Here is a 17,283-nt window from a genome sequence, read left to right as displayed (position 1 = left end):
ACAGGCATGTCACAACTTACGTGCACACTGAACCACTTCAGGGTCGGACTCGTGATCACCAGTGACACATTTATGCCGCACCTCCTGAGGGAATTCATGACGCGCAGATGGGCGCTTATCACCACGATCACCGTATTGACCGTCGCGCTGGCCTTCGTCGTCGTCCAACTGGTGCGCGGCCCGGACTCCGGGAAGGAGCAGGCCGTGAAGGAACAGCCCGGGGCGGGACCGGCCGCGTCGAAGCCGGCCGAGTCGGACCCGGCCGACGACAAGGGGGACGGTGACGGCTCCATCCCGGCCGGATACCTCGGCACCTGGTCGGGCGCGATCGACAACGCCGCGGGCCGCTCCACCCGGGAGCTCGTCATCCAGCAGGGCACCGTCGGCCGGACCGTCCTCAGCCTCACCGCGGACGGGCCGCTCGACAACGGGGGCTCGTACCACTGTGTCTTCGAGGCGATCCTGACCGCGGAACCGTCCCCGGACGGGCCCGTCGAGGTCGGCCCCTCCACGGTCGCCGTCGGTGAACCGATGTCGTCCTGCACCGCGGGCCGCCCCACCACGCTCACTCTGCTCCCGGACGGCTCGCTGCGTCGCGAGAACGCGGACAGCGGCGAGCAGCTCACGTACACCAAGTCCGACTGAGCAGCTTGGGTGACGAGTGCCGGTCCGCCGCCGCCACGCGGGGAGCGCCGGGTCCGGCACCCGGGCCGCAGGTCTCCTCTCCTGGTCCCGTGCGGCGTCCGGCCCTCGGCATGTGCGGGCCGGTGAAGGGGGAGCGAAGCGAAACCGGACCCCCTCGTCCTGCGCCCCGTCCAGCCGGAAGGGGCTGTCCCGCTCGGGAATCAGCAGGTCCCCTTCCGTTGTTCGACCTGTGTGCGGAGGGGACCTCCGTACCACCCGAGACCCTGGAGAGCGGAAAAGTCATGCGCGTCGAGATCTGGAGCGACATCGCCTGCCCGTGGTGCTACATCGGCAAGGCCCGTTTCGAGAAGGGCCTGGCGGAGTTCGCCCACCGCGACGAGGTCGAGGTGGTGCACCGTTCCTTCGAGCTCGACCCGGGCCGGACCAAGGGCGACACCGCGCTGGTGATCGACATGCTGGCGCAGAAGTACGGCCGCACCCGTGAGGAGGCCGCGTCCATGGAGGCCAATGTCGCGGCCAACGCGCAGGCGGAAGGGCTTGGCTACCACACCGAGGGACGCGACCACGGCAACACCTTCGACATCCACCGGCTGCTGCACCTGGCCAAGGCGCGCGGCCGTCAGGACGAGCTGCTGACCCTCGCCTACCGGGCGAACTTCGCCGAGGAGCGCTCCGTCTTCGACGACGACGAGCTGGTCCGGCTCGCCGTCGAGGCCGGGCTGGACGGCGAGGAGGCCCGTGCGGTGCTCGCCGACCCCGAGGCGTACGCGGACGACGTCCGGGCCGACGAGCGCGAGGCGTCCGAGCTGGGCGCCAACGCCGTGCCGTTCTTCGTGCTCGACCGGCGCTACGGGATCTCCGGCGGCCAGCCGTCCGAGGTCTTCCTCAAGGCGCTGGAACAGGCGTGGAAGGACCGTCCGGTCACCGCGCTGACCGCGATCGGCGAGGACGGGGCCGCCTGTGACCCGGACGGCGCCTGCGAGGTCCCGCGGACCTGAGCCCCACTCCATAAGAATCGCTTGGGTATGCCCCTTGAATCTTGGCAATTGACTATGACTTAAGGGGCCTTCAGGCTTGGGGCATGGAGATCACTTCGCTCAGCCTCAGCCAGGCGGCGGCCACCGAGTTCGCGCCGGAGACCACGTACCTCAACAGCGCGACCAGCGGGCTGCTGCCCCGCCGCACCATGCGGGCTGTCAAGGCGCTCGCGGACCACAACGCCTCCGGCCGGGCGGCGGGCGCGGGCAGCTTCGAAGCGGTGGAGGCCGCCCGGAGCGCGTTCGCCGGGCTGGCCGGTGTCGGCCCCGACCGGGTCGCCACCGGCGGCTCGGTCACCGTCCATGTCGGGCTGATCGCCGCATCGCTGCCGCCGGGCGCCGAAGTGCTCGTCCCCGAGGGTGAGTTCAGCTCGGTGGTCAGCCCGTTCGCGCTCCGCGGCGACCTGCGGATGCGGTACGTCCCGCTCGCGGACCTCGCCGACGCGGTGCGGCCGGAGACCGCGCTCGTCGCCTTCTCCTCCGTGCAGTCCGCCGACGGCAGGGTCGCCGACCTGGCCGCCGTCCGGGCGGCCGCCGCCTCGTACGGTGCCCGGACACTGGTGGACGCCACCCAGTCGGCGGGCTGGTCCCCGTTGGACGCCGGGGCGTACGACTACACCGTCACCGGCGGCTTCAAGTTCCTGCTCTGCCCGCGGGGCGCGTCGTTCCTCACCGTGACCGAGGAGGCGCAGGCGTCCCTGCCGCCCGTGTTCGCCGGCTGGGTGGCCGCCGAGGACCCCTGGAACAGCACCTACGGCCCGATCGAGCGGCTCGCCCCCTCCGCCCGCCGATTCGACGAACCGCCCGCCTTCCTCGCGTACCACGGGGCCGAGCACTCCCTCGCCCTGCTGGCGGAGGTCGGCACCGATGCGCTGTACGCCCACGCCACCGGGCTCGCGGCCCGGTTCCGCCAGGGTCTGGCGGGGATCGGCCACCAGGCGGTTCCCGGTGAATCGGCCATCGTCGCCGTGCCCGGACTCGGTGCCCGTGAACCCGATCTGGCCAGGGCCGGAGTCATGGTCTCGGCGCGGGCGGGCAATCTGCGGGCGGCCTTCCACCTCTACAACACCGAGGCGGACGTGGACCGGGCGCTGAACGCCCTGTCCTGAGCGGGGGAGGGGAGGGGGGGAAGGAAGTACGGACGGTCCCGGCCCGAGCCGGCGGCGCGGGGACGCCGTGGTTCCCGCCGGCGGAGTGCGTGGCGGCTAGGACGGGCGCGGTGCGAGCGTGCGTACGGCTACGGCTACGGCTACGGCTACGGATACGGGGCTCCGGGCTCAGGCGAGTCCGGGGCAGCCCTCGGCCTCCGCGCAGAGATTCGCCTCGACCCTGGCCAGCAGCCGGGCCAGCTCCGCGCGCTCCTCCGGGCCGAGGCCCGCCAGGGTGTGCTCCTCCAGATTCGTCCACGCCGCCTCCACCGCGGTGCGCAGGGCACAGCTGTCGTCCGTGGCCTCGACCAGGACAGCCCGTCGGTCGGCCGGGTCGGGGCGGCGGCGCACATGCCCGGTCTGTTCGAGGCGCTGGAGCATCTTGGTGACCGTGGAGGGGTCCAGGTCCAGCGCCTTGATCAGCTCCGACTGCCGGACCGCGCCCGCGTCCCACAGGTGCATCATCAGGAATTCCTGACCGGGGTAGAGGTCCAGCCCCTTGAGCAGCTTGCCCGCCGTGATCCGGTGCAGCCGGGCGATCCGTGAGACGGCATGGCTCAGCGGGCCGCCGCGCGCCGCGCTCGGCAGCGCGTCCGTACAGGGGGCGGCATCGGCGGCAACGCCGGTGCCGGGGGTCGCGGTGGTGTCGGCCGGGCCGGCGTGGGCGGTCTTCATCAGGGGCTCCTCGGGGCGGGGCTACGGCGGATCCGATGATGCCCCGGCAGCGTCCCCAAACTTTACCTTGGTCGGCCAAGTAATGCGCTACAGTGGCGAACGGCGCGAATACTTGGCCGACCACATATATTCTCCGGGAGCTCTCATGACCACCGCGTTCGACCCGATCGACCTCTCCGGTACGCAGCTCGCCAACCGCATCGTCATGGCACCGATGACCCGCAGCCGGGCCGGCGCGGGTGGCACGGCCACCGCCGACACCGCCGAGTACTACGCCCAGCGCGCCTCGGCCGGGCTGATCATCACCGAGGGCATCCAGCCGTCGGTGGTGGGCCAGGGCTACTCCGACACCCCCGGTCTGCACAGCGCCGAGCAGATCGCGTCCTGGCGCGGGGTCACCGACGCCGTGCACGCCCGGGGCGGCCGGATCTTCGCCCAGCTCATGCACACCGGACGGATCGGCCACCCGGTCCTGCTGCCGGACGGGCTGGTGCCGGTGGGCGCCTCCCCGGTCAGGGCGGAGGGCAACGCCTTCACCCACGAGGGGCCGAAGGAGTTCGTGGAGCCGCGCGAACTGACCGGCGACGAGGTCCGCGCGACCGTCGCGGACTTCGCCACCGCCGCCCGCAACGCCGTCGAGGCGGGCTTCGACGGGGTGGAGGTGCACGGTGCCAACGGATATCTCATCCACCAGTTCCTGGCGCCCAACACCAATCTGCGCGAGGACGAGTGGGGCGGCTCGGACGAGGCCCGCATCCGCTTCGCCGTCGCCGTCGTGGAGGCGGTCGCCGCGGAGATCGGCGCGGAGCGCACCGGGCTGCGGATCTCACCCGGAAACCCGTACAACGGCATCGACGAGCCCGCCCCGGAAGCCGCCTACACCGCCCTGGCCGCGGCGATCGATCCGCTGGGACTCGCCTATCTGCACGTCCTGGAAGCGGTGGAGATCCGTGAGCTCACGCTCGCGCTGCGCAAGCGGTACACCGGCACGCTGATCATCAACGTCCTGTCGGAGGGTCCGACCGGGCCCGACCACCACACGGTGGTCGACGACGGGATCGCGGACCTCATCTCCTACGGGCTGCTCTTCCTCGCCAACCCGGACCTGCCGGCCCGGCTGCGCGCGGGCGGCCCGTTCAACGTCCCGGACCCCGGCACGCTCTACGGCGGCGGGGCCAAGGGGTACACCGACTACCCGGCGCTGGACACGGTCTGAGGACCGGGCGCGCAGGCCGAACCGGGGCGGGCCCGGCCCGTCGCCGGATCTCCCACCGTCAGGCGCCGGCTGCCGGGTCCGAGCCCAGCGGCGCACCGTGCCACTTCCAGGAGGTGCGGCGCGGCCGGCCCGGCAGCCCGGTGCGGCCCGTGGCCCACAGCAGGGCCGTCCACCGGTCCTCGTCCGCCGGAGCCTCGGGGAAGAGCCGGGCCAGCACCCGGTCGCACAGGGCGGCGGGCGGTGCCCAGGAGATGCCCAGACCCTCGGCGATGTCATGGGTGTGGACCAGGGTCTCCACGATGCCCATCGCGGCGAACCCCTCCGGGTCGGAGACACCGTGCGAGTGGTACGAGCGGACCTCGGGCGGAGTCGTCCGCACCATCGCGGCCAGCAGGGCGCCGCTCGCCTCCAGCGTCCGCAGCAGCCCGGCGGCACCGGCCGCGCGGTCCGCGAAGACCGCGTTCGCCGGGCCGCCCGCGCGTTCGGCGGCCCACCGGTAGGGGACCTCGCCGTCGAGCGGCGGTGTGCGCGGGCCCAACTGGACGGCGTACGCGAAGAGATCGTCGCTCAGATGCTCCACCGTCTCCCAGCAGTCCCACTCCAGGGTCCCGGCGGGCACCTGCCAGCCGTCCGCCGGGGCCGCGCCCAGCGCGTCCACCGACAGCCGGACCGCCGTGGTCACGTCGTCCGCGGTGACCGGCAGCCGGGTTCCGGTCAGTGCCGCGCGCTCGGCGGCGCTGCACTCCACACAGAACTCGTTGCCCTCCGGGTCCGCGAGCGTCGCCCAGCCCCGGCCGTTCGGCTTGCGGTGATCGCCGACCATCGTGGCGCCCAGCGCGAGCAGCCGCTCGACCTCCTCGTCACGGGAGCGGTCGTGCGGCTGGATGTCGACGTGCAGACGGTTCTTGGTGCTCTTCGGCTCGGGCACCGTGATGAACAGCAGCGCGACACCGGGGGCCTCGACGAGCGCCTCGGGATCGCCGGGGGCGTCGTCGTCGGAGAGGGGCGAGCCGAGCACTTCGGACCAGAATCCGGCCAGCTCGTACGCGTCGGCGCAGTCGATGGTGAGGTGACGTACGTGTGAGGTCATGGGCCATACCTTCGCCGTTGACCGGGCCCCGGTCCAGCCGGTTATGGCGCGGTGGGGGACGGGGCGGTGTCCCGCCCCGTCCCCCACCGGGCGTGCTCCCGGCGCTACTTCACCGGGGTGAAGTCCCGCGCCCCGATGAACTCAGGGCGGCGGACCGGAGCCGCGAAGGGCTCCTCGGCGGCGTTCTCCACGCTGTTGAACACGATGAAGACATTGCTGCGCGGATACGGGGTGATGTTGTCGCCCGAGCCGTGCATGCAGTTGCAGTCGAACCAGGTCGCCGAACCGGCCCGCCCCGTGAAGAGCTTGATGCCGTGCCGGTCGGCCATCTTCGTCAGCGCCTCGTCGGACGGGGTGCCGGCGTCCTGCATCTGCAAGGACTTCTTGTAGTTGTCCTTCGGCGTCTCGCCCGCACAGCCGAGGAACGACTTGTGCGAGCCGGGCATGATCATCAGCCCGCCGTTGGTGTCGTAGTTCTCGGTCAGGGCGATCGAGACGGACACGGCCCGCATGTTCGGCAGACCGTCCTCGGCGTGCCAGGTCTCGAAGTCCGAGTGCCAGTAGAAGCCCGAAGCCCCGAAGCCCGGCTTGACGTTGATCCGCGACTGATGGACGTACACGTCCGAGCCCAGGATCTGGCGGGCCCGGCCCACCACCCGCTCGTCGCTCACCAGCCGGGCGAAGACCTCGCTGAGCTTGTGGACCTCGAAGACGGACCGCACGTCCTGCGACTTCGGCTCGATGATCGAGCGCTCGTCGGCGCGTACGGCCGGATCGGCGATCAGCCGGGTCAGTTCGGCGTGGCAGACGGCGACCTCGTCCGGTGTGATCAGCTGGTCGACGGTGAGGAAGCCGTCGCGTTCGAACCCCTGGAGGTCCTTCACGGCGACCGGCCCCGGTGCGCCGGGCGCGGACCAGATGACCGGGTCCTGGCGGGGAGTGGTCATCTCGGCGGCGCCGCGCGAGGGGTACAGGTCGGCGCGTACATCGGTGGTCATGGTTCAGCCCTCCTCGGTCAGCAGTGGGTAGACGCCGTTCTCGTCGTGGTCCTCCCGTCCGGTGACGGGAGGATTGAAGACGCACACGCAGCGGAAGTCGGTCTTGGGCCGCAGCGTGTGGTGCTCGTGCCCGTTCAGCAGATACATCGTGCCGGGCGAGATCCAGTGCTTCTCGCCGGTCTCGTCGTTGGTGAGCTCGGCCTCGCCCTCGGTGCAGAGCACCGCCTCGATGTGGTTCGCGTACCACATCGAGGTCTCCGTGCCCGCGTAGAGCACGGTTTCATGGAGCGAGAAGCCCACCTTCTCCTTGGCGAGCACGATGCGCTTGCTCTCCCAGGTGCCGGATGCGGCCTTCACATGCCGGTCGGTGTTCTCGATGTCACTGAACGATCGGACGATCACGGTGAGTCGGTGCCTTTCTCTCTACAACTTCTCTGTGCGGTGGGGGTTACTCTTCGTACCGCCTGCCCCGGGGGTAGTCGGGTCAGGCCGTCTCGCGGACGCAGCGGGCCAGCGTGCGCAGGCCCTCGTCCAGCTCGTCGGGGGTGATGGTCAGCGGCGGCAGCAGCTTGACGACCTCGCTCTGCGGGCCCGAGGTCTCCAGCAGGAGCCCCAGCTCGAAGGCGCGGGCGCAGACGGCCGAGGCGCGCGCCGGGTCGGCGAACTCCATGCCCCAGACCAGCCCGCGGCCGCGGAACTGTGCGGTGGCCTCCTCCGCGCAGATGGCCAGCAGCGACTGCTCCACCTGCTCGCCGCGGGCCTGTGTCTGCTTCTCCATCTGGCCGTCGGCCCAGTAGGCGTCGAGCGCGGCGGCGGCGGTGACGAACGCCGGGTTGTTGCCGCGGAAGGTGCCGTTGTGCTCGCCCGGCTCCCAGATGTCCAGCTCCGGCTTGAACAGGCAGAGCGACATGGGCAAGCCGTAGCCGCTGATGGACTTCGACAGGGTGACGATGTCCGGCACGATGCCGGCCTCCTCGAAGGAGAAGAAGCCACCGGTACGGCCGCAGCCCATCTGGATGTCGTCGACGATCAGCAGCATGTCCTGGCGGTGGCACAGCTCCTGGAGCGCGCGCAGCCACTCGGCGCGGGCGACATTGATGCCTCCCTCGCCCTGGACGGTCTCCACGATCACGGCGGCGGGTTTGTTGAGCCCGGAGCCCTGGTCCTCCAGCAGCCGCTCGAACCAGAGGAAGTCGGGGACCGTGCCGTCGAAGTAGTTGTCGAACGGCATCGGCGTGCCGTGCACCAGCGGGATGCCCGCGCCGGCCCGCTTGAAGGCGTTGCCGGTCACGGCGAGCGAGCCGAGGGACATGCCGTGGAAGGCGTTGGTGAACGAGACGACGGACTCGCGGCCCTTGACCTTCCGGGCCAGCTTGAGCGCCGACTCGACGGCGTTGGTGCCGGTCGGGCCGGGGAACATCACCTTGTACGGGAGGTCGCGCGGCCGCAGGATCACGTTCTGGAAGGTCTCCAGGAACGCGCGCTTGGCGGTGGTCGCCATGTCCAGGCCGTGGGTGATCCCGTCGCGCTCGATGTAGTCGATCAGCGCACGTTTCAGCACCGGGTTGTTGTGGCCGTAGTTGAGCGATCCGGCACCGGCGAAGAAGTCGAGGTAGGAGTGGCCGTCCTCGTCGGTCAGGCGGGCGCCCTGCGCGCGGTCGAACACCGCGGGCCAGCCGCGGCAGTAGCTCCGTACCTCGGACTCCAGGGTCTCGAAGACACTCAGGGCGGGCGGGGTGATGGTCACAGCGGGTCTCCTGGTCGAGAAGGGTGCGACGGGTGGCGGTGAAGCCTGCTTCCGGCGTGGAAGCGTGGTCCGGGACGCGCCGGGGGGTCGGTCCGGCGCGGACGATCGTGGCGTCGACGCGGTGGCGGTCGGGCCGCGTCGGCGGGTCTGTGGGGCAGCTCCGATCGGGCTGCGCGGATCGGGGCGGCGGGCGGTGGCGCTGCGTGCGTCGGGTGCGCCGTGCGTCGGGCGCGGCGTCCGGTGGGTGCGGCGCGCCTCAGGCGTGGAACGGGCCTATGCGGTACAGCACTTCCGGCAGGTGCGTCTCCTCGGGGAACAGTCCGCCGTCGAAGAGCACCTCGCGTTCCAGGGACACGTCGTGGCGCTGCGCGTAGGAGGTGAACAGCCGGTCGGACGCGGTGTTGTCCGGGGTGATGGTCGTCTCGACCAGGGCCAGGCCCTGATCGGCGGCGACCCGAGTGGTCAGCGCGTCCAGCAGCGTGGCGGCCAGGCCCTTCCCGCGGTGGCCGTGGTCGACGGCCACCTGCCAGACGACGAGGGTTTCGGGCCGGTCCGGCCGGATGTATCCCGTCACGAAGGCGATGGGCTCGCCGTTCTCGTCGCGGGCGACCACGGAGGTCGCGGCGAAGTCGCGGCACCACAGCAGGTAGCTGTACGAGGAGTTGAGGTCCAGGACCTCGGAGTCGCGGGCAATGCGCCAGATCGCGGCTCCGTCCTCCACTCGCGGGGTGTCGATACTGAGGAATTCACTTCGGGCACGGGCAAAATCTGCTGGTGCGGCGGTCATGTGAATTGAATTTACCCAGCAAATTTCGAAATTGCATCGAGGCAAGGGGTTGGGTCAACGGTGTCGTTGTGCTATCACGCGGGCGCGTGCTCTCGCGCGACTCGGCTGCGCTTTCTCACCATTTGACCTGAATTTTTCCGGCATTTCGGTCGCGATGTGGAGTCGGTCACAGAGTTGTAACTCTCGGGAGATGCGCCTGAATTACGAGGATCCACGTTCACGGAATCTTAGCGTTTAGGCTGGCGGAAAGCGGGCAGAAGAATGCGGGGAGCTGCTTCCGATAAAGCGACTCCCCGCATTTAATAATTCTGGCCCGCCGGGTGATGTGCGTATGACGGGGTTGTTGTGGAATCTATTCGCTCGGCCAGGTTTCCGAAACGGCCTTGCGGGCAGCTTCGAAGTCGACCCGCCGGCCCGTATCGGCCAGCGCCGCCCCCAGGGCAGCGAGCGAGGAGCGCACCGCACCCCGCGTCGCGTCCACCCCGTAGTGATTGACCCGGATCATCTCCTTGGACAGCGCCCCGCCGCCCGCGATGAGCGGCAGCGAGGGGTCCGCCGCCAGTGCCTGCGCGACCAGCGAGGCGGCGTCGACCCCCGACGGGGCGCGCAGCGTCGTGGCGACCGGAGCCGCGTCCCGCGCCTCGTGCACGTACGGCTCCAGACCGCCGCCGAGCGCCACCGCACCGGCCCGGGTCGCCGCCGCGGCCGAGGCGTGGCGGGCCATCAGCGCGTCCAGGCCCTCGGCCTCGATCCGCTCCGCACACGCCTCCAGCGCCAGCATCTCCAACTGCGCCGGGGCGTGCGGCAGTGCCTTGCGGCCACCGTCGATCCAGCGCTCCTTCCAGTCCAGGAGGGAGAGGTAGGAGTGGCGCGGAGCCGCGGGGTTGGCGGCGATCCGCTCCCAGGCCCGCGCGCTCACCGACACCGCCGACACCCCGGCCGGACCGCCCATCGCCTTCTGTGCGCCGATCACGCACAGGTCGACGCCCCACACGTCCGGCAGCAGCGGTTCGGCGCCCACCGAGGCGACGGCGTCCAGCATGAACAGCGCGCCGTGGGCCCGGACCACCTCACCGATCTCCGCGACCGGGTTGGTGTTGCCGGTGGCCGCTTCCGCGTGCACCAGCGAGACGAAGTCGATCTCCGGGTGCGCGGCGAGCGCCTGCGCCACCTGGTCGGCGGTGACCGCCGCGTGGAACGGCACCGAGAGGTCGACGACCCGGGCGCCGCAGTCCCGCAGCCAGTTGCCGAAGGTCTGCCCGTACGGGCCCGTGACGATGTTCAGCGCGGTCGAGCCGGGCCGGGCGCCGCCCCGGATGCAGCCCTCCAGGGGCAGCAGCGCCTCTCCCTGCATGATCACGATGTCCTGCTGCGTGGCGAGAAGACCGGCCACCCGCCGCTCGATGGCCGCGAAATGCGCGGCGGTGAGCGGGGCGAGGTCGAGGAAGGGGTGCGTCACGGTGGTGCTCTCTTCGGTTCGGTCAGTGGTTCTGCGCACGAACAGTGCTCCGTCGAGGGTACCGAGGGCCTCGTACAGTGCCGCGTATGAGTGATCAGGAGCAGCGGGTGCTGCGGGTGAAGGGGCGGGTGCTCGTCGGTCCGGACGAGATCCGGGACGAGCTGTGGGCCGTGGGCGGGCGGATCACGTACGAGCGGCCACCGGGCGCGGACGACGCGGTGACGGTCGACGGGTGGGCGCTGCCCGGTCTGGTCGACGCGCACTGCCATGTGGGCCTCGACCGGCACGGCCCCGTCGACGCGGCGACGAGTGAGAAGCAGGCGCTCACGGACCGGGAGGCCGGCACACTGCTGATCCGGGACGCCGGATCGCCGTCCGACACCCGCTGGATCGACGACCGTGAGGACCTGCCGAAGATCATCAGGGCCGGCCGGCACATCGCCAGGACCCGCCGGTACATCCGTAACTACGCCCATGAGATCGAGCCGGGCGACCTGGTCGCCTACGTCGCCGGGGAGGCCCGGCGCGGGGACGGCTGGGTGAAGCTGGTGGGTGACTGGATCGACCGGGACGACGGTGATCTGACCGCCTGCTGGCCGCGCGGCGAGGTCGAGGCGGCCATCGCCGAGGCGCACCGGCTGGGCGCCCGCGTCACCGCGCACTGCTTCGCCGAGGAGGCGCTGCGCGATCTGGTGGAGGCCGGGATCGACTGCATCGAGCATGCGACCGGCCTGACCGAGGAGACGATTCCGCTCTTCGCCGAACGCGGTGTGGCGATCGTTCCGACGCTGGTCAACATCGCCACCTTCCCCGATCTCGCGGCGGGCGGCGAGGCCAAGTTCCCTCGCTGGTCCGCCCATATGCGCCGACTGTACGAGCGCCGCTACGACACCGTGCGTGCCGCGTACGACGCCGGGATCCCGGTCTACGTCGGAACCGACGCGGGCGGCTCGCTGGCCCACGGTCTGGTGGCGGCCGAGGTCGCCGAACTGGTGAAGGCCGGCATTCCGCCCCGCGAGGCCCTCGCCGCGACGGCCTGGGGCGCCCGGCGCTGGCTGGGGCGGCCGGTTCTGGAGGAGGGCGCCCCGGCGGATCTGGTCGTGTACGACGAGGATCCGCGCGCGGACGTACGGGTGCTGGCCGCGCCCCGCCACGTCGTGCTGAACGGGCGCGTGATCGGGTGAGCGGCCGGGTGCGGTCGGCCGGGTGCTGTGTTGACAGGCAGTGTCCGCAGGAGCCTCCGGCTCGTTGAGTCACTTCTGCGGTACCCCGGCACGGTCAACACCCCTACCGCTCACGCTCGGTGAAACGGGTGATGCCCAGGAACGCATGTGCCACGCATCTGACGAAAGATTCGAATACGCACGCTAAAACCCCTCTTTGGGGTGAACTCACCGCAGGTATCCGCCAGTTCACCCTCCGTACGTAAAGATTCACGGAGTCGAGGCCACCGGCGCACGCGATGTCCCCCATTGGACGGCGCCGGTGGCTCCAAGTCTCTTGTGGGGGTTCCACCATCTTGAACAGCAACACCTTCCGTCTCGCCGCCCTGGCGGTCGCCGCCGCTCCCGTCGCCCTGCTTGCCGCCGTCCCCGCGCAGGCCGCCACCGCGACGACCACGACCACCGGCGAGGGCAGGGCGAGCGCGGTCGTGCTCCGTACCGCACTGAACGTCTCCCTCCTGAACAAGACGATCGAGGTTCCGCTCAAGGCCACGCTCAACGAGGTACAGGCCCCCGCCAGCGCGGAGAAGACCGCGCTCAGCGTGAAGGTCGAGGGTGTGGACCGCGGGCAGCCGGTCAGTGTGCTGCGCGCCGATGTGGCCACGTCCGAAGCCACCGTCGACAAGCACAAGGCGCAGGGGTACAGCAATCTGGCGAAGGCCCGGGTGCATCTGCCCGGACTGCCGCTGCTCCCGCTCATCGAGGTCGAGAAGGTCACCTCCAAGGCGGTCTGCGAGGTCGGCAGGAAGCCGGTCGCGGAGTCGAACGTGCTGGGCCATGTGTCGGTCCTCGGCACGAAGGTCACGCTCACCGCGGGCGGCACGACCCGGGTGGCGGTGCCGGGCGTCGGCGAGGTGACCCTGGACCTGTCGAAGACCAGCACCACCTCGCGGACCGCGGCGGCGGCGGCGCTCCAGCTCCGGGTCTCCGTGAACCCGCTCAAGCTCAACGTCGCGGATGTGCAGGGTGACGTCACGCTGGCCGAGGCGACCTGCGAGACGCCGAAGAGGACGCAGGAGCCGGGCGGTACCGACGGCGGTTCGGGCAACGGTGGTTCCAGCGGCGGTGGCGCGAGCGACGGCGGTGCGTCGGGCAGTGGCGGCTCGACGGGCGGCGGCAAGGGTGACGGTCCGGATGTGAAGACCCAGACCGGCTCCGACGCGGGCCCGGCCGAGGAGAACCTCGCCGAGACCGGTGGCAGCTCCGCCACGCCGTACATCGCGGGCGGCGCGGCGCTGCTGCTGGCGGCCGGCGCCGGAGCGACGGTGATGGCCCGCAGGCGCACCCAGGGCTGATCCGACCCCAGGGGGAGGGGGAGGGGGAGGACCGGGGGTCCGAGGAATCCGGGGGCGGGGGGGCCTGGGGGGCTTGAGGGGCGGCGTTCGCGGGAGGAGCGCCGCCCCTCGGGGTGCACACCCGCCTCGCCGCGGACGCGACCCGAGGGCTGTCCCGATCCCCGGCGGGCGCGGGGCGGCCCTCGGTGTGTGGTGGGCCGTTCCAGCAGGCGGCCCTCGGTGTGCGGCGAGCCGTTCCAGCAGGCGGCCGTCAGCGTGTGGCGAGCCGTTCCAGCAGGGCGGCGCTCCGTGCCAGCAACGCGCGCTCCTCATCCGTGAGTTCGGCCTCGATGGCCTGCGCGAGCCAGCCGGCCCTGCGGCCGCGCTCCGCTTCGAGCGCGGCCCGGCCCGCGTCCGACAGCTCGACCAGCGACTTGCGGCCGTCCGTGGGGTGCGCCCGGCGCGTGATCAGGTTCTGCTCCATGAGCAGCCCCACCGCCCGTGCCATCGACTGGGGGCGTACGCGCTGATCGGCGGCGAGGTCGCTGGTGGTCATGGCGCCGTCGCGGTCGAGCGCACCGAGCACGGCGACCTGGCCCAGCGGGATGCGGTCCTCGTGTTTGACGCGGCGGGTGAGCTTGCCCATCGCGGTGCGCAGTTCGGCGGCGATGGCGGCGGCTTCCGAGGTGGGCATAGGGCACTTTACCCCGTTGGTCAGCAAAGCTGTGCACCTGACCTGCACAGCAAAGCTGTACAGCAAAACTGATCAGCATTGCTGTAAGGTTTGGTGTTGTCGGGCTCAGCGCCAGCGTTGTCGCAGCCGGGGCCACGGCACATGACAACGGGAAGGAACTCCCATGTCCGCAAAGGCAGTCGGCACCATCGATGCAGCCATCGAGACCGTCACCGCCCGCCGGATCATCGACAGCCGGGGCAACCCCACGGTCGAGGTCGATGTCGTCCTGGCGGACGGGTCCCTGGGGCGCGCGGCTGTCCCCTCCGGCGCCTCCACCGGTGCCCGGGAGGCCGTCGAACTGCGCGACGGAGACTCCACGCGCTGGCACGGCAAGGGCGTCGACCGCGCGGTGGCCCACGTCGACGGGGAGATCGCGGCGTCCGTACGCGGCCGGGACGCGGCGGACCAGGCGGGTCTCGATGCCGCGCTGGTCGCCCTCGACGGCACCGCCACGAAGTCCCGGCTCGGCGCCAACGCGATCCTCGGCGTTTCCCTCGCCGCCGCCAAGGCCGCCGCGGCGGCCCACCGGCAGCCCCTCTACCGCTACCTCGGCGGCGCCGCCGCCCACCTCCTGCCGCTGCCGATGATGAACATCGTCAACGGCGGCGCCCACGCCGACAATCCGCTGGATTTCCAGGAGTTCATGATCGCGCCCGTGGGTGCGGACACCTTCGCCGAAGCCGTCCGCATGGGCAGTGAGGTCTTCCACACCCTGCGCCGCGACCTGCTGGCCGCCGGGCACTCCACGGGCGTCGGTGACGAGGGCGGCTTCGCGCCCGCGCTGCGTACCGCCGAGGAGGCGCTCGACTTCGTGATGACCGCCATCGAGCGCACCGGCTACCGTCCCGGCGCGGACATCGGCCTGATCATGGACCCGGCGTCGTCGGAGTTCTTCCGCGACGGGGTGTACGACTACGCGGGCGAGGGGGTGCGCCGTACTCCCTCGGAGAACGCCGACTACCTGGCCGGGCTCATCGACGCCTATCCGGTGCTCTCCATCGAGGACCCGATGGCGGAGAACGACCTGGACGGCTGGCGCGAGCTGACCGCCCGCGTCGGCGACCGCTGCCAGCTCACCGGCGACGACGTGTTCTGCACCGACGTGACGCTGCTGCGTGAGGGCATCCGCACCGGCGTCGGCAACTCGGTCCTGGTCAAGGTCAATCAGATCGGGACCCTGACCGAGGCGCTGGCCGCGGTGGACACGGCCCACCGGGCGGGCTGGACGGCCGTCATGTCGCACCGCTCGGGCGAGACGGAGGACACCACCATCGCGGATCTGGCGGTGGCGACCGGCTGCGGTCAGATCAAGACCGGCTCGCTCTCCCGCTCCGACCGCACGGCGAAGTACAACCAACTGATCCGGATCGAGGAGGAGCTGGGCGACTCGGCGCGCTTCGCGGGCCGCTCGGCCCTGCGCCGGGCGTGAGCACGGGCGGACCTGGGGGCCCCGCGGGCCCCCGGCCGTGATCGGGGGCCCGCGCTCGCCTGCCGGGCACTGCGCGGGCCCCCCGCCGCAGGAGTGCCTTGGCGCGGGCGCCCCTCGGCGCAGGGGGGGCGCCTCAACACAGCAGCGCGTCAACACTGCGGCCCGCTCGGCGCGGACCCCCGGTGACACGTGCCGCCTCAGCGCAAAGGTCTCCCGGGCAGCGCCTGGAGAGCCTGATCGAGCGCCTGGAGGAAACGGTTGGTCGTCACCCGGTCGCGTACCGCCAGCCGCAGCCACTCGGGCCCCAGACCCGGGAACGTGTCCCCGCGCCGCGCGGCGAAGCCCAGCAGCCGCAGCCGCTCCCGTACCTCGGCCGCCCGCTCCATCCGCAGCAGGACGAACGGCCCCTGGGCCGGCTCGACCGCCCGCACCTCACCGAACTCCGCGAGCCCCGCCAGCAGATGGGCACGGTCCACCGTGATCCGGTCCGCCGCCTCGGCCGCCTCGACCAGCGCCCGGGGCTCCATGCACGCCTCGGCCGCCGCCAGCGCCGGGGAGGACACCGGCCACAGCGGCTGCGCCTCGGCCAGCAGAGCGATGGTGACCGGGTCGGCCAGCACATAGCCGATCCGCAGGCCCGCGAGCCCCCAGGTCTTGGTGAGGCTGCGCAGGACGACGAGCCCGGGGATGTCGGTACGCCCGCACAGCGCCTCGCGCTCGCCGGGAACCACATCCATGAACGCCTCGTCGACCACCAGCGTCCGTCCGGGGCGCGCCAGTTGCTCCAGGAGGGCGGCCGGATGGAGCACGGAGGTCGGGTTGGTCGGATTGCCGACCACCACCAGATCCGCTTCCTCGGGCACCGCCGCCGGATCCAGCCGGAAGCCGTCCTCGGCGCGGAGCAGCACCCGGCCCACCTCGTGCCCGGCCGCCCGCAGCGCCGCCTCCGGCTCGGTGAACTGCGGGTGCACGACGACCGGATGCCTGGCGGGCAGCGCGCGGGCGATCAGGACGAACGCCTCCGCCGCGCCCGCCGTCAGCAGGACCCGGTCCACCGGCAGCCCGTGCCGCCCGGCGACCGCCTCCCGGGCCTGCGCGCCGTCCGGGTACGAGGCCAGGGAGACGAGCGATGCCGCTATCCGCTGCCGCAGCCACTCCGGCGGCGTCTGGGTGCGTACGTTGACCGCGAGGTCGGTCAGATTCCGGTCGCGTACCTCCGCGTCACCGTGGTGCCGGAGATCGGGCCCGGCGCTCTCGACGTGCTTCGTGGGGGGATTCATGGCTGCCATGGTGAAGGGGTCCGCCCCGTCCGTCACCGTCGGGGTGGAACTTTTCCGGTCAGGAGCCATGAGGGTGGCCGGAATTCGTCGGGCCACCGCACAGGTCACCGCCCCCTTCCGGCCCGTCCGGCGCGTCGATGCCGTCTTCGTGACCACCAGTTCGTCCGCCTCGATCAGCGCGGCGGCCTCCGCGACCGAAGGCGTACCCACGGCCGCGTCCGGCGCACCCGAGGGGTTCGGTACGAGGACCCCGGCCAGCGCCTCGGCCGCATGGGTCCGCAGCGGCACCCCGAGCCGCGCCGCGGCCCCGACGATCCCCGGCTCGGCGGCCTTGGCCACGACGGTCGCCAGCTCCACGACATCGGCTATCCGCAGTCCGGCGGCCCGCAGGGTCTCCTCGATCAGACCGAGCACCTCGTCGAGCGGGGCGCCGCGGCGGGCACCGACCCCGACGACGAGCGTCCCGGTGACGGGCACGGGGAGGGGGGCGGCGGCTGCTCCGGTCATGGGCGGAGTCCTTTCGTACGCCGGCCGGGGGC

At 71.6% G+C, this 17,283-nt stretch carries 16 protein-coding genes; 7 read left to right on the top strand and 9 right to left on the bottom strand.

The window, feature by feature from the left end; all coding sequences use genetic code 11:
- The first annotated feature begins 96 nt into the window (after positions 1 to 96).
- From OG251_RS08790 to OG251_RS08780, 3 genes are all read left to right on the top strand, one after another.
- Entirely contained in the window at positions 97 to 645 is a 549-nt protein-coding gene (locus OG251_RS08790) for a hypothetical protein (RefSeq protein ID WP_326676626.1), read from the top strand.
- A 281-nt stretch (positions 646 to 926) separates the two neighbouring features.
- Positions 927 to 1,643, top strand: a complete 717-nt coding sequence (locus tag OG251_RS08785; RefSeq protein ID WP_326676625.1) for a DsbA family oxidoreductase — start codon at positions 927 to 929, stop codon at positions 1,641 to 1,643.
- A gap of 83 nt (positions 1,644 to 1,726) precedes the next feature.
- Positions 1,727 to 2,791, top strand: a complete 1,065-nt coding sequence (locus OG251_RS08780; protein ID WP_442818316.1) for an aminotransferase class V-fold PLP-dependent enzyme — start codon at positions 1,727 to 1,729, stop codon at positions 2,789 to 2,791.
- Between the two features lie 168 nt (positions 2,792 to 2,959).
- Here OG251_RS08780 and OG251_RS08775 read toward each other — a convergent pair whose 3' ends face one another.
- Complete coding sequence (locus tag OG251_RS08775) at positions 2,960 to 3,505, bottom strand: MarR family winged helix-turn-helix transcriptional regulator (protein WP_326676624.1); 546 nt, start codon at positions 3,503 to 3,505, stop codon at positions 2,960 to 2,962.
- 145 nt (positions 3,506 to 3,650) lie between these two features.
- On the opposite strand from OG251_RS08775, the gene OG251_RS08770 reads away from it, so the two are divergent.
- Positions 3,651 to 4,721, top strand: a complete 1,071-nt coding sequence (locus OG251_RS08770) for an alkene reductase (RefSeq protein WP_326676623.1) — start codon at positions 3,651 to 3,653, stop codon at positions 4,719 to 4,721.
- A gap of 58 nt (positions 4,722 to 4,779) precedes the next feature.
- On the opposite strand, the gene OG251_RS08765 is transcribed toward OG251_RS08770, so the two are convergent.
- The 6 genes from OG251_RS08765 to OG251_RS08740 form a co-directional block, all read right to left on the bottom strand.
- The gene (locus OG251_RS08765) at positions 4,780 to 5,811 is read right to left on the bottom strand and encodes a VOC family protein (protein ID WP_326676622.1); all 1,032 of its coding nucleotides are present in this window, start codon (positions 5,809 to 5,811) and stop codon (positions 4,780 to 4,782) included.
- A gap of 104 nt (positions 5,812 to 5,915) precedes the next feature.
- Entirely contained in the window at positions 5,916 to 6,809 is an 894-nt protein-coding gene (gene thpD / locus OG251_RS08760) for an ectoine hydroxylase (protein ID WP_326676621.1), read from the bottom strand.
- Positions 6,810 to 6,812: 3 nt separating this feature from the next.
- Entirely contained in the window at positions 6,813 to 7,211 is a 399-nt protein-coding gene (locus OG251_RS08755) for an ectoine synthase (protein WP_037691652.1), read from the bottom strand.
- Between the two features lie 82 nt (positions 7,212 to 7,293).
- Positions 7,294 to 8,556 (bottom strand): diaminobutyrate--2-oxoglutarate transaminase, encoded by a 1,263-nt coding sequence (gene ectB, locus OG251_RS08750; RefSeq protein WP_326676620.1) that lies wholly within the window; start codon positions 8,554 to 8,556, stop codon positions 7,294 to 7,296.
- Between the two features lie 256 nt (positions 8,557 to 8,812).
- On the bottom strand, positions 8,813 to 9,343 hold the full coding sequence (gene ectA, locus OG251_RS08745) for a diaminobutyrate acetyltransferase (protein WP_326676619.1): 531 nt from the start codon (positions 9,341 to 9,343) through the stop codon (positions 8,813 to 8,815).
- A 352-nt stretch (positions 9,344 to 9,695) separates the two neighbouring features.
- Positions 9,696 to 10,802, bottom strand: a complete 1,107-nt coding sequence (locus OG251_RS08740; RefSeq protein WP_326681192.1) for a pyridoxal-phosphate-dependent aminotransferase family protein — start codon at positions 10,800 to 10,802, stop codon at positions 9,696 to 9,698.
- Positions 10,803 to 10,888: 86 nt separating this feature from the next.
- On the opposite strand from OG251_RS08740, the gene OG251_RS08735 reads away from it, so the two are divergent.
- Both OG251_RS08735 and OG251_RS08730 read left to right on the top strand, forming a co-directional pair.
- The gene (locus OG251_RS08735) at positions 10,889 to 11,986 is read left to right on the top strand and encodes an amidohydrolase family protein (RefSeq protein ID WP_326676618.1); all 1,098 of its coding nucleotides are present in this window, start codon (positions 10,889 to 10,891) and stop codon (positions 11,984 to 11,986) included.
- 335 nt (positions 11,987 to 12,321) lie between these two features.
- Positions 12,322 to 13,320, top strand: a complete 999-nt coding sequence (locus OG251_RS08730) for an SCO1860 family LAETG-anchored protein (RefSeq protein ID WP_326676617.1) — start codon at positions 12,322 to 12,324, stop codon at positions 13,318 to 13,320.
- Between the two features lie 250 nt (positions 13,321 to 13,570).
- Here the strand turns inward: OG251_RS08730 and OG251_RS08725 are convergent, their stop codons facing one another.
- A complete protein-coding gene (locus OG251_RS08725) occupies positions 13,571 to 13,993 on the bottom strand; it encodes a MarR family winged helix-turn-helix transcriptional regulator (RefSeq protein ID WP_326676616.1) in 423 nt (140 codons plus the stop codon).
- 163 nt (positions 13,994 to 14,156) lie between these two features.
- Here OG251_RS08725 and eno point away from each other — a divergent pair, with 163 nt between their 5' ends.
- Positions 14,157 to 15,464, top strand: coding sequence for a phosphopyruvate hydratase (gene eno / locus OG251_RS08720; RefSeq protein ID WP_326676615.1), 1,308 nt, complete (start codon positions 14,157 to 14,159; stop codon positions 15,462 to 15,464).
- A 197-nt stretch (positions 15,465 to 15,661) separates the two neighbouring features.
- Here eno and cobC read toward each other — a convergent pair whose 3' ends face one another.
- Positions 15,662 to 17,251 (bottom strand): Rv2231c family pyridoxal phosphate-dependent protein CobC, encoded by a 1,590-nt coding sequence (gene cobC, locus OG251_RS08715; RefSeq protein ID WP_326676614.1) that lies wholly within the window; start codon positions 17,249 to 17,251, stop codon positions 15,662 to 15,664.
- Positions 17,252 to 17,283: the final 32 nt, after the last annotated feature.

The organism is Streptomyces sp. NBC_01237 (assembly GCF_035917275.1).
Taxonomy (GTDB): domain Bacteria; phylum Actinomycetota; class Actinomycetes; order Streptomycetales; family Streptomycetaceae; genus Streptomyces.
Note: the sequence above shows the minus strand (reverse complement) of the source record. Positions and strands in the feature narration are given on the sequence as shown.

Coding starts and splice junctions, on each gene's coding strand:
- eno (WP_326676615.1), top strand. CDS start 14,157: ATGTCCGCAAAGGCAGTCGGCACCATCGATGCAGCCATCGAGACCGTC.
- OG251_RS08775 (WP_326676624.1), bottom strand. CDS start 3,505: ATGAAGACCGCCCACGCCGGCCCGGCCGACACCACCGCGACCCCCGGC.
- OG251_RS08785 (WP_326676625.1), top strand. CDS start 927: ATGCGCGTCGAGATCTGGAGCGACATCGCCTGCCCGTGGTGCTACATC.
- OG251_RS08765 (WP_326676622.1), bottom strand. CDS start 5,811: ATGACCTCACACGTACGTCACCTCACCATCGACTGCGCCGACGCGTAC.
- OG251_RS08790 (WP_326676626.1), top strand. CDS start 97: ATGACGCGCAGATGGGCGCTTATCACCACGATCACCGTATTGACCGTC.
- OG251_RS08780 (WP_442818316.1), top strand. CDS start 1,727: ATGGAGATCACTTCGCTCAGCCTCAGCCAGGCGGCGGCCACCGAGTTC.
- OG251_RS08770 (WP_326676623.1), top strand. CDS start 3,651: ATGACCACCGCGTTCGACCCGATCGACCTCTCCGGTACGCAGCTCGCC.
- OG251_RS08725 (WP_326676616.1), bottom strand. CDS start 13,993: ATGCCCACCTCGGAAGCCGCCGCCATCGCCGCCGAACTGCGCACCGCG.
- thpD (WP_326676621.1), bottom strand. CDS start 6,809: ATGACCACCGATGTACGCGCCGACCTGTACCCCTCGCGCGGCGCCGCC.
- ectA (WP_326676619.1), bottom strand. CDS start 9,343: ATGACCGCCGCACCAGCAGATTTTGCCCGTGCCCGAAGTGAATTCCTC.
- cobC (WP_326676614.1), bottom strand. CDS start 17,251: ATGACCGGAGCAGCCGCCGCCCCCCTCCCCGTGCCCGTCACCGGGACG.
- OG251_RS08735 (WP_326676618.1), top strand. CDS start 10,889: ATGAGTGATCAGGAGCAGCGGGTGCTGCGGGTGAAGGGGCGGGTGCTC.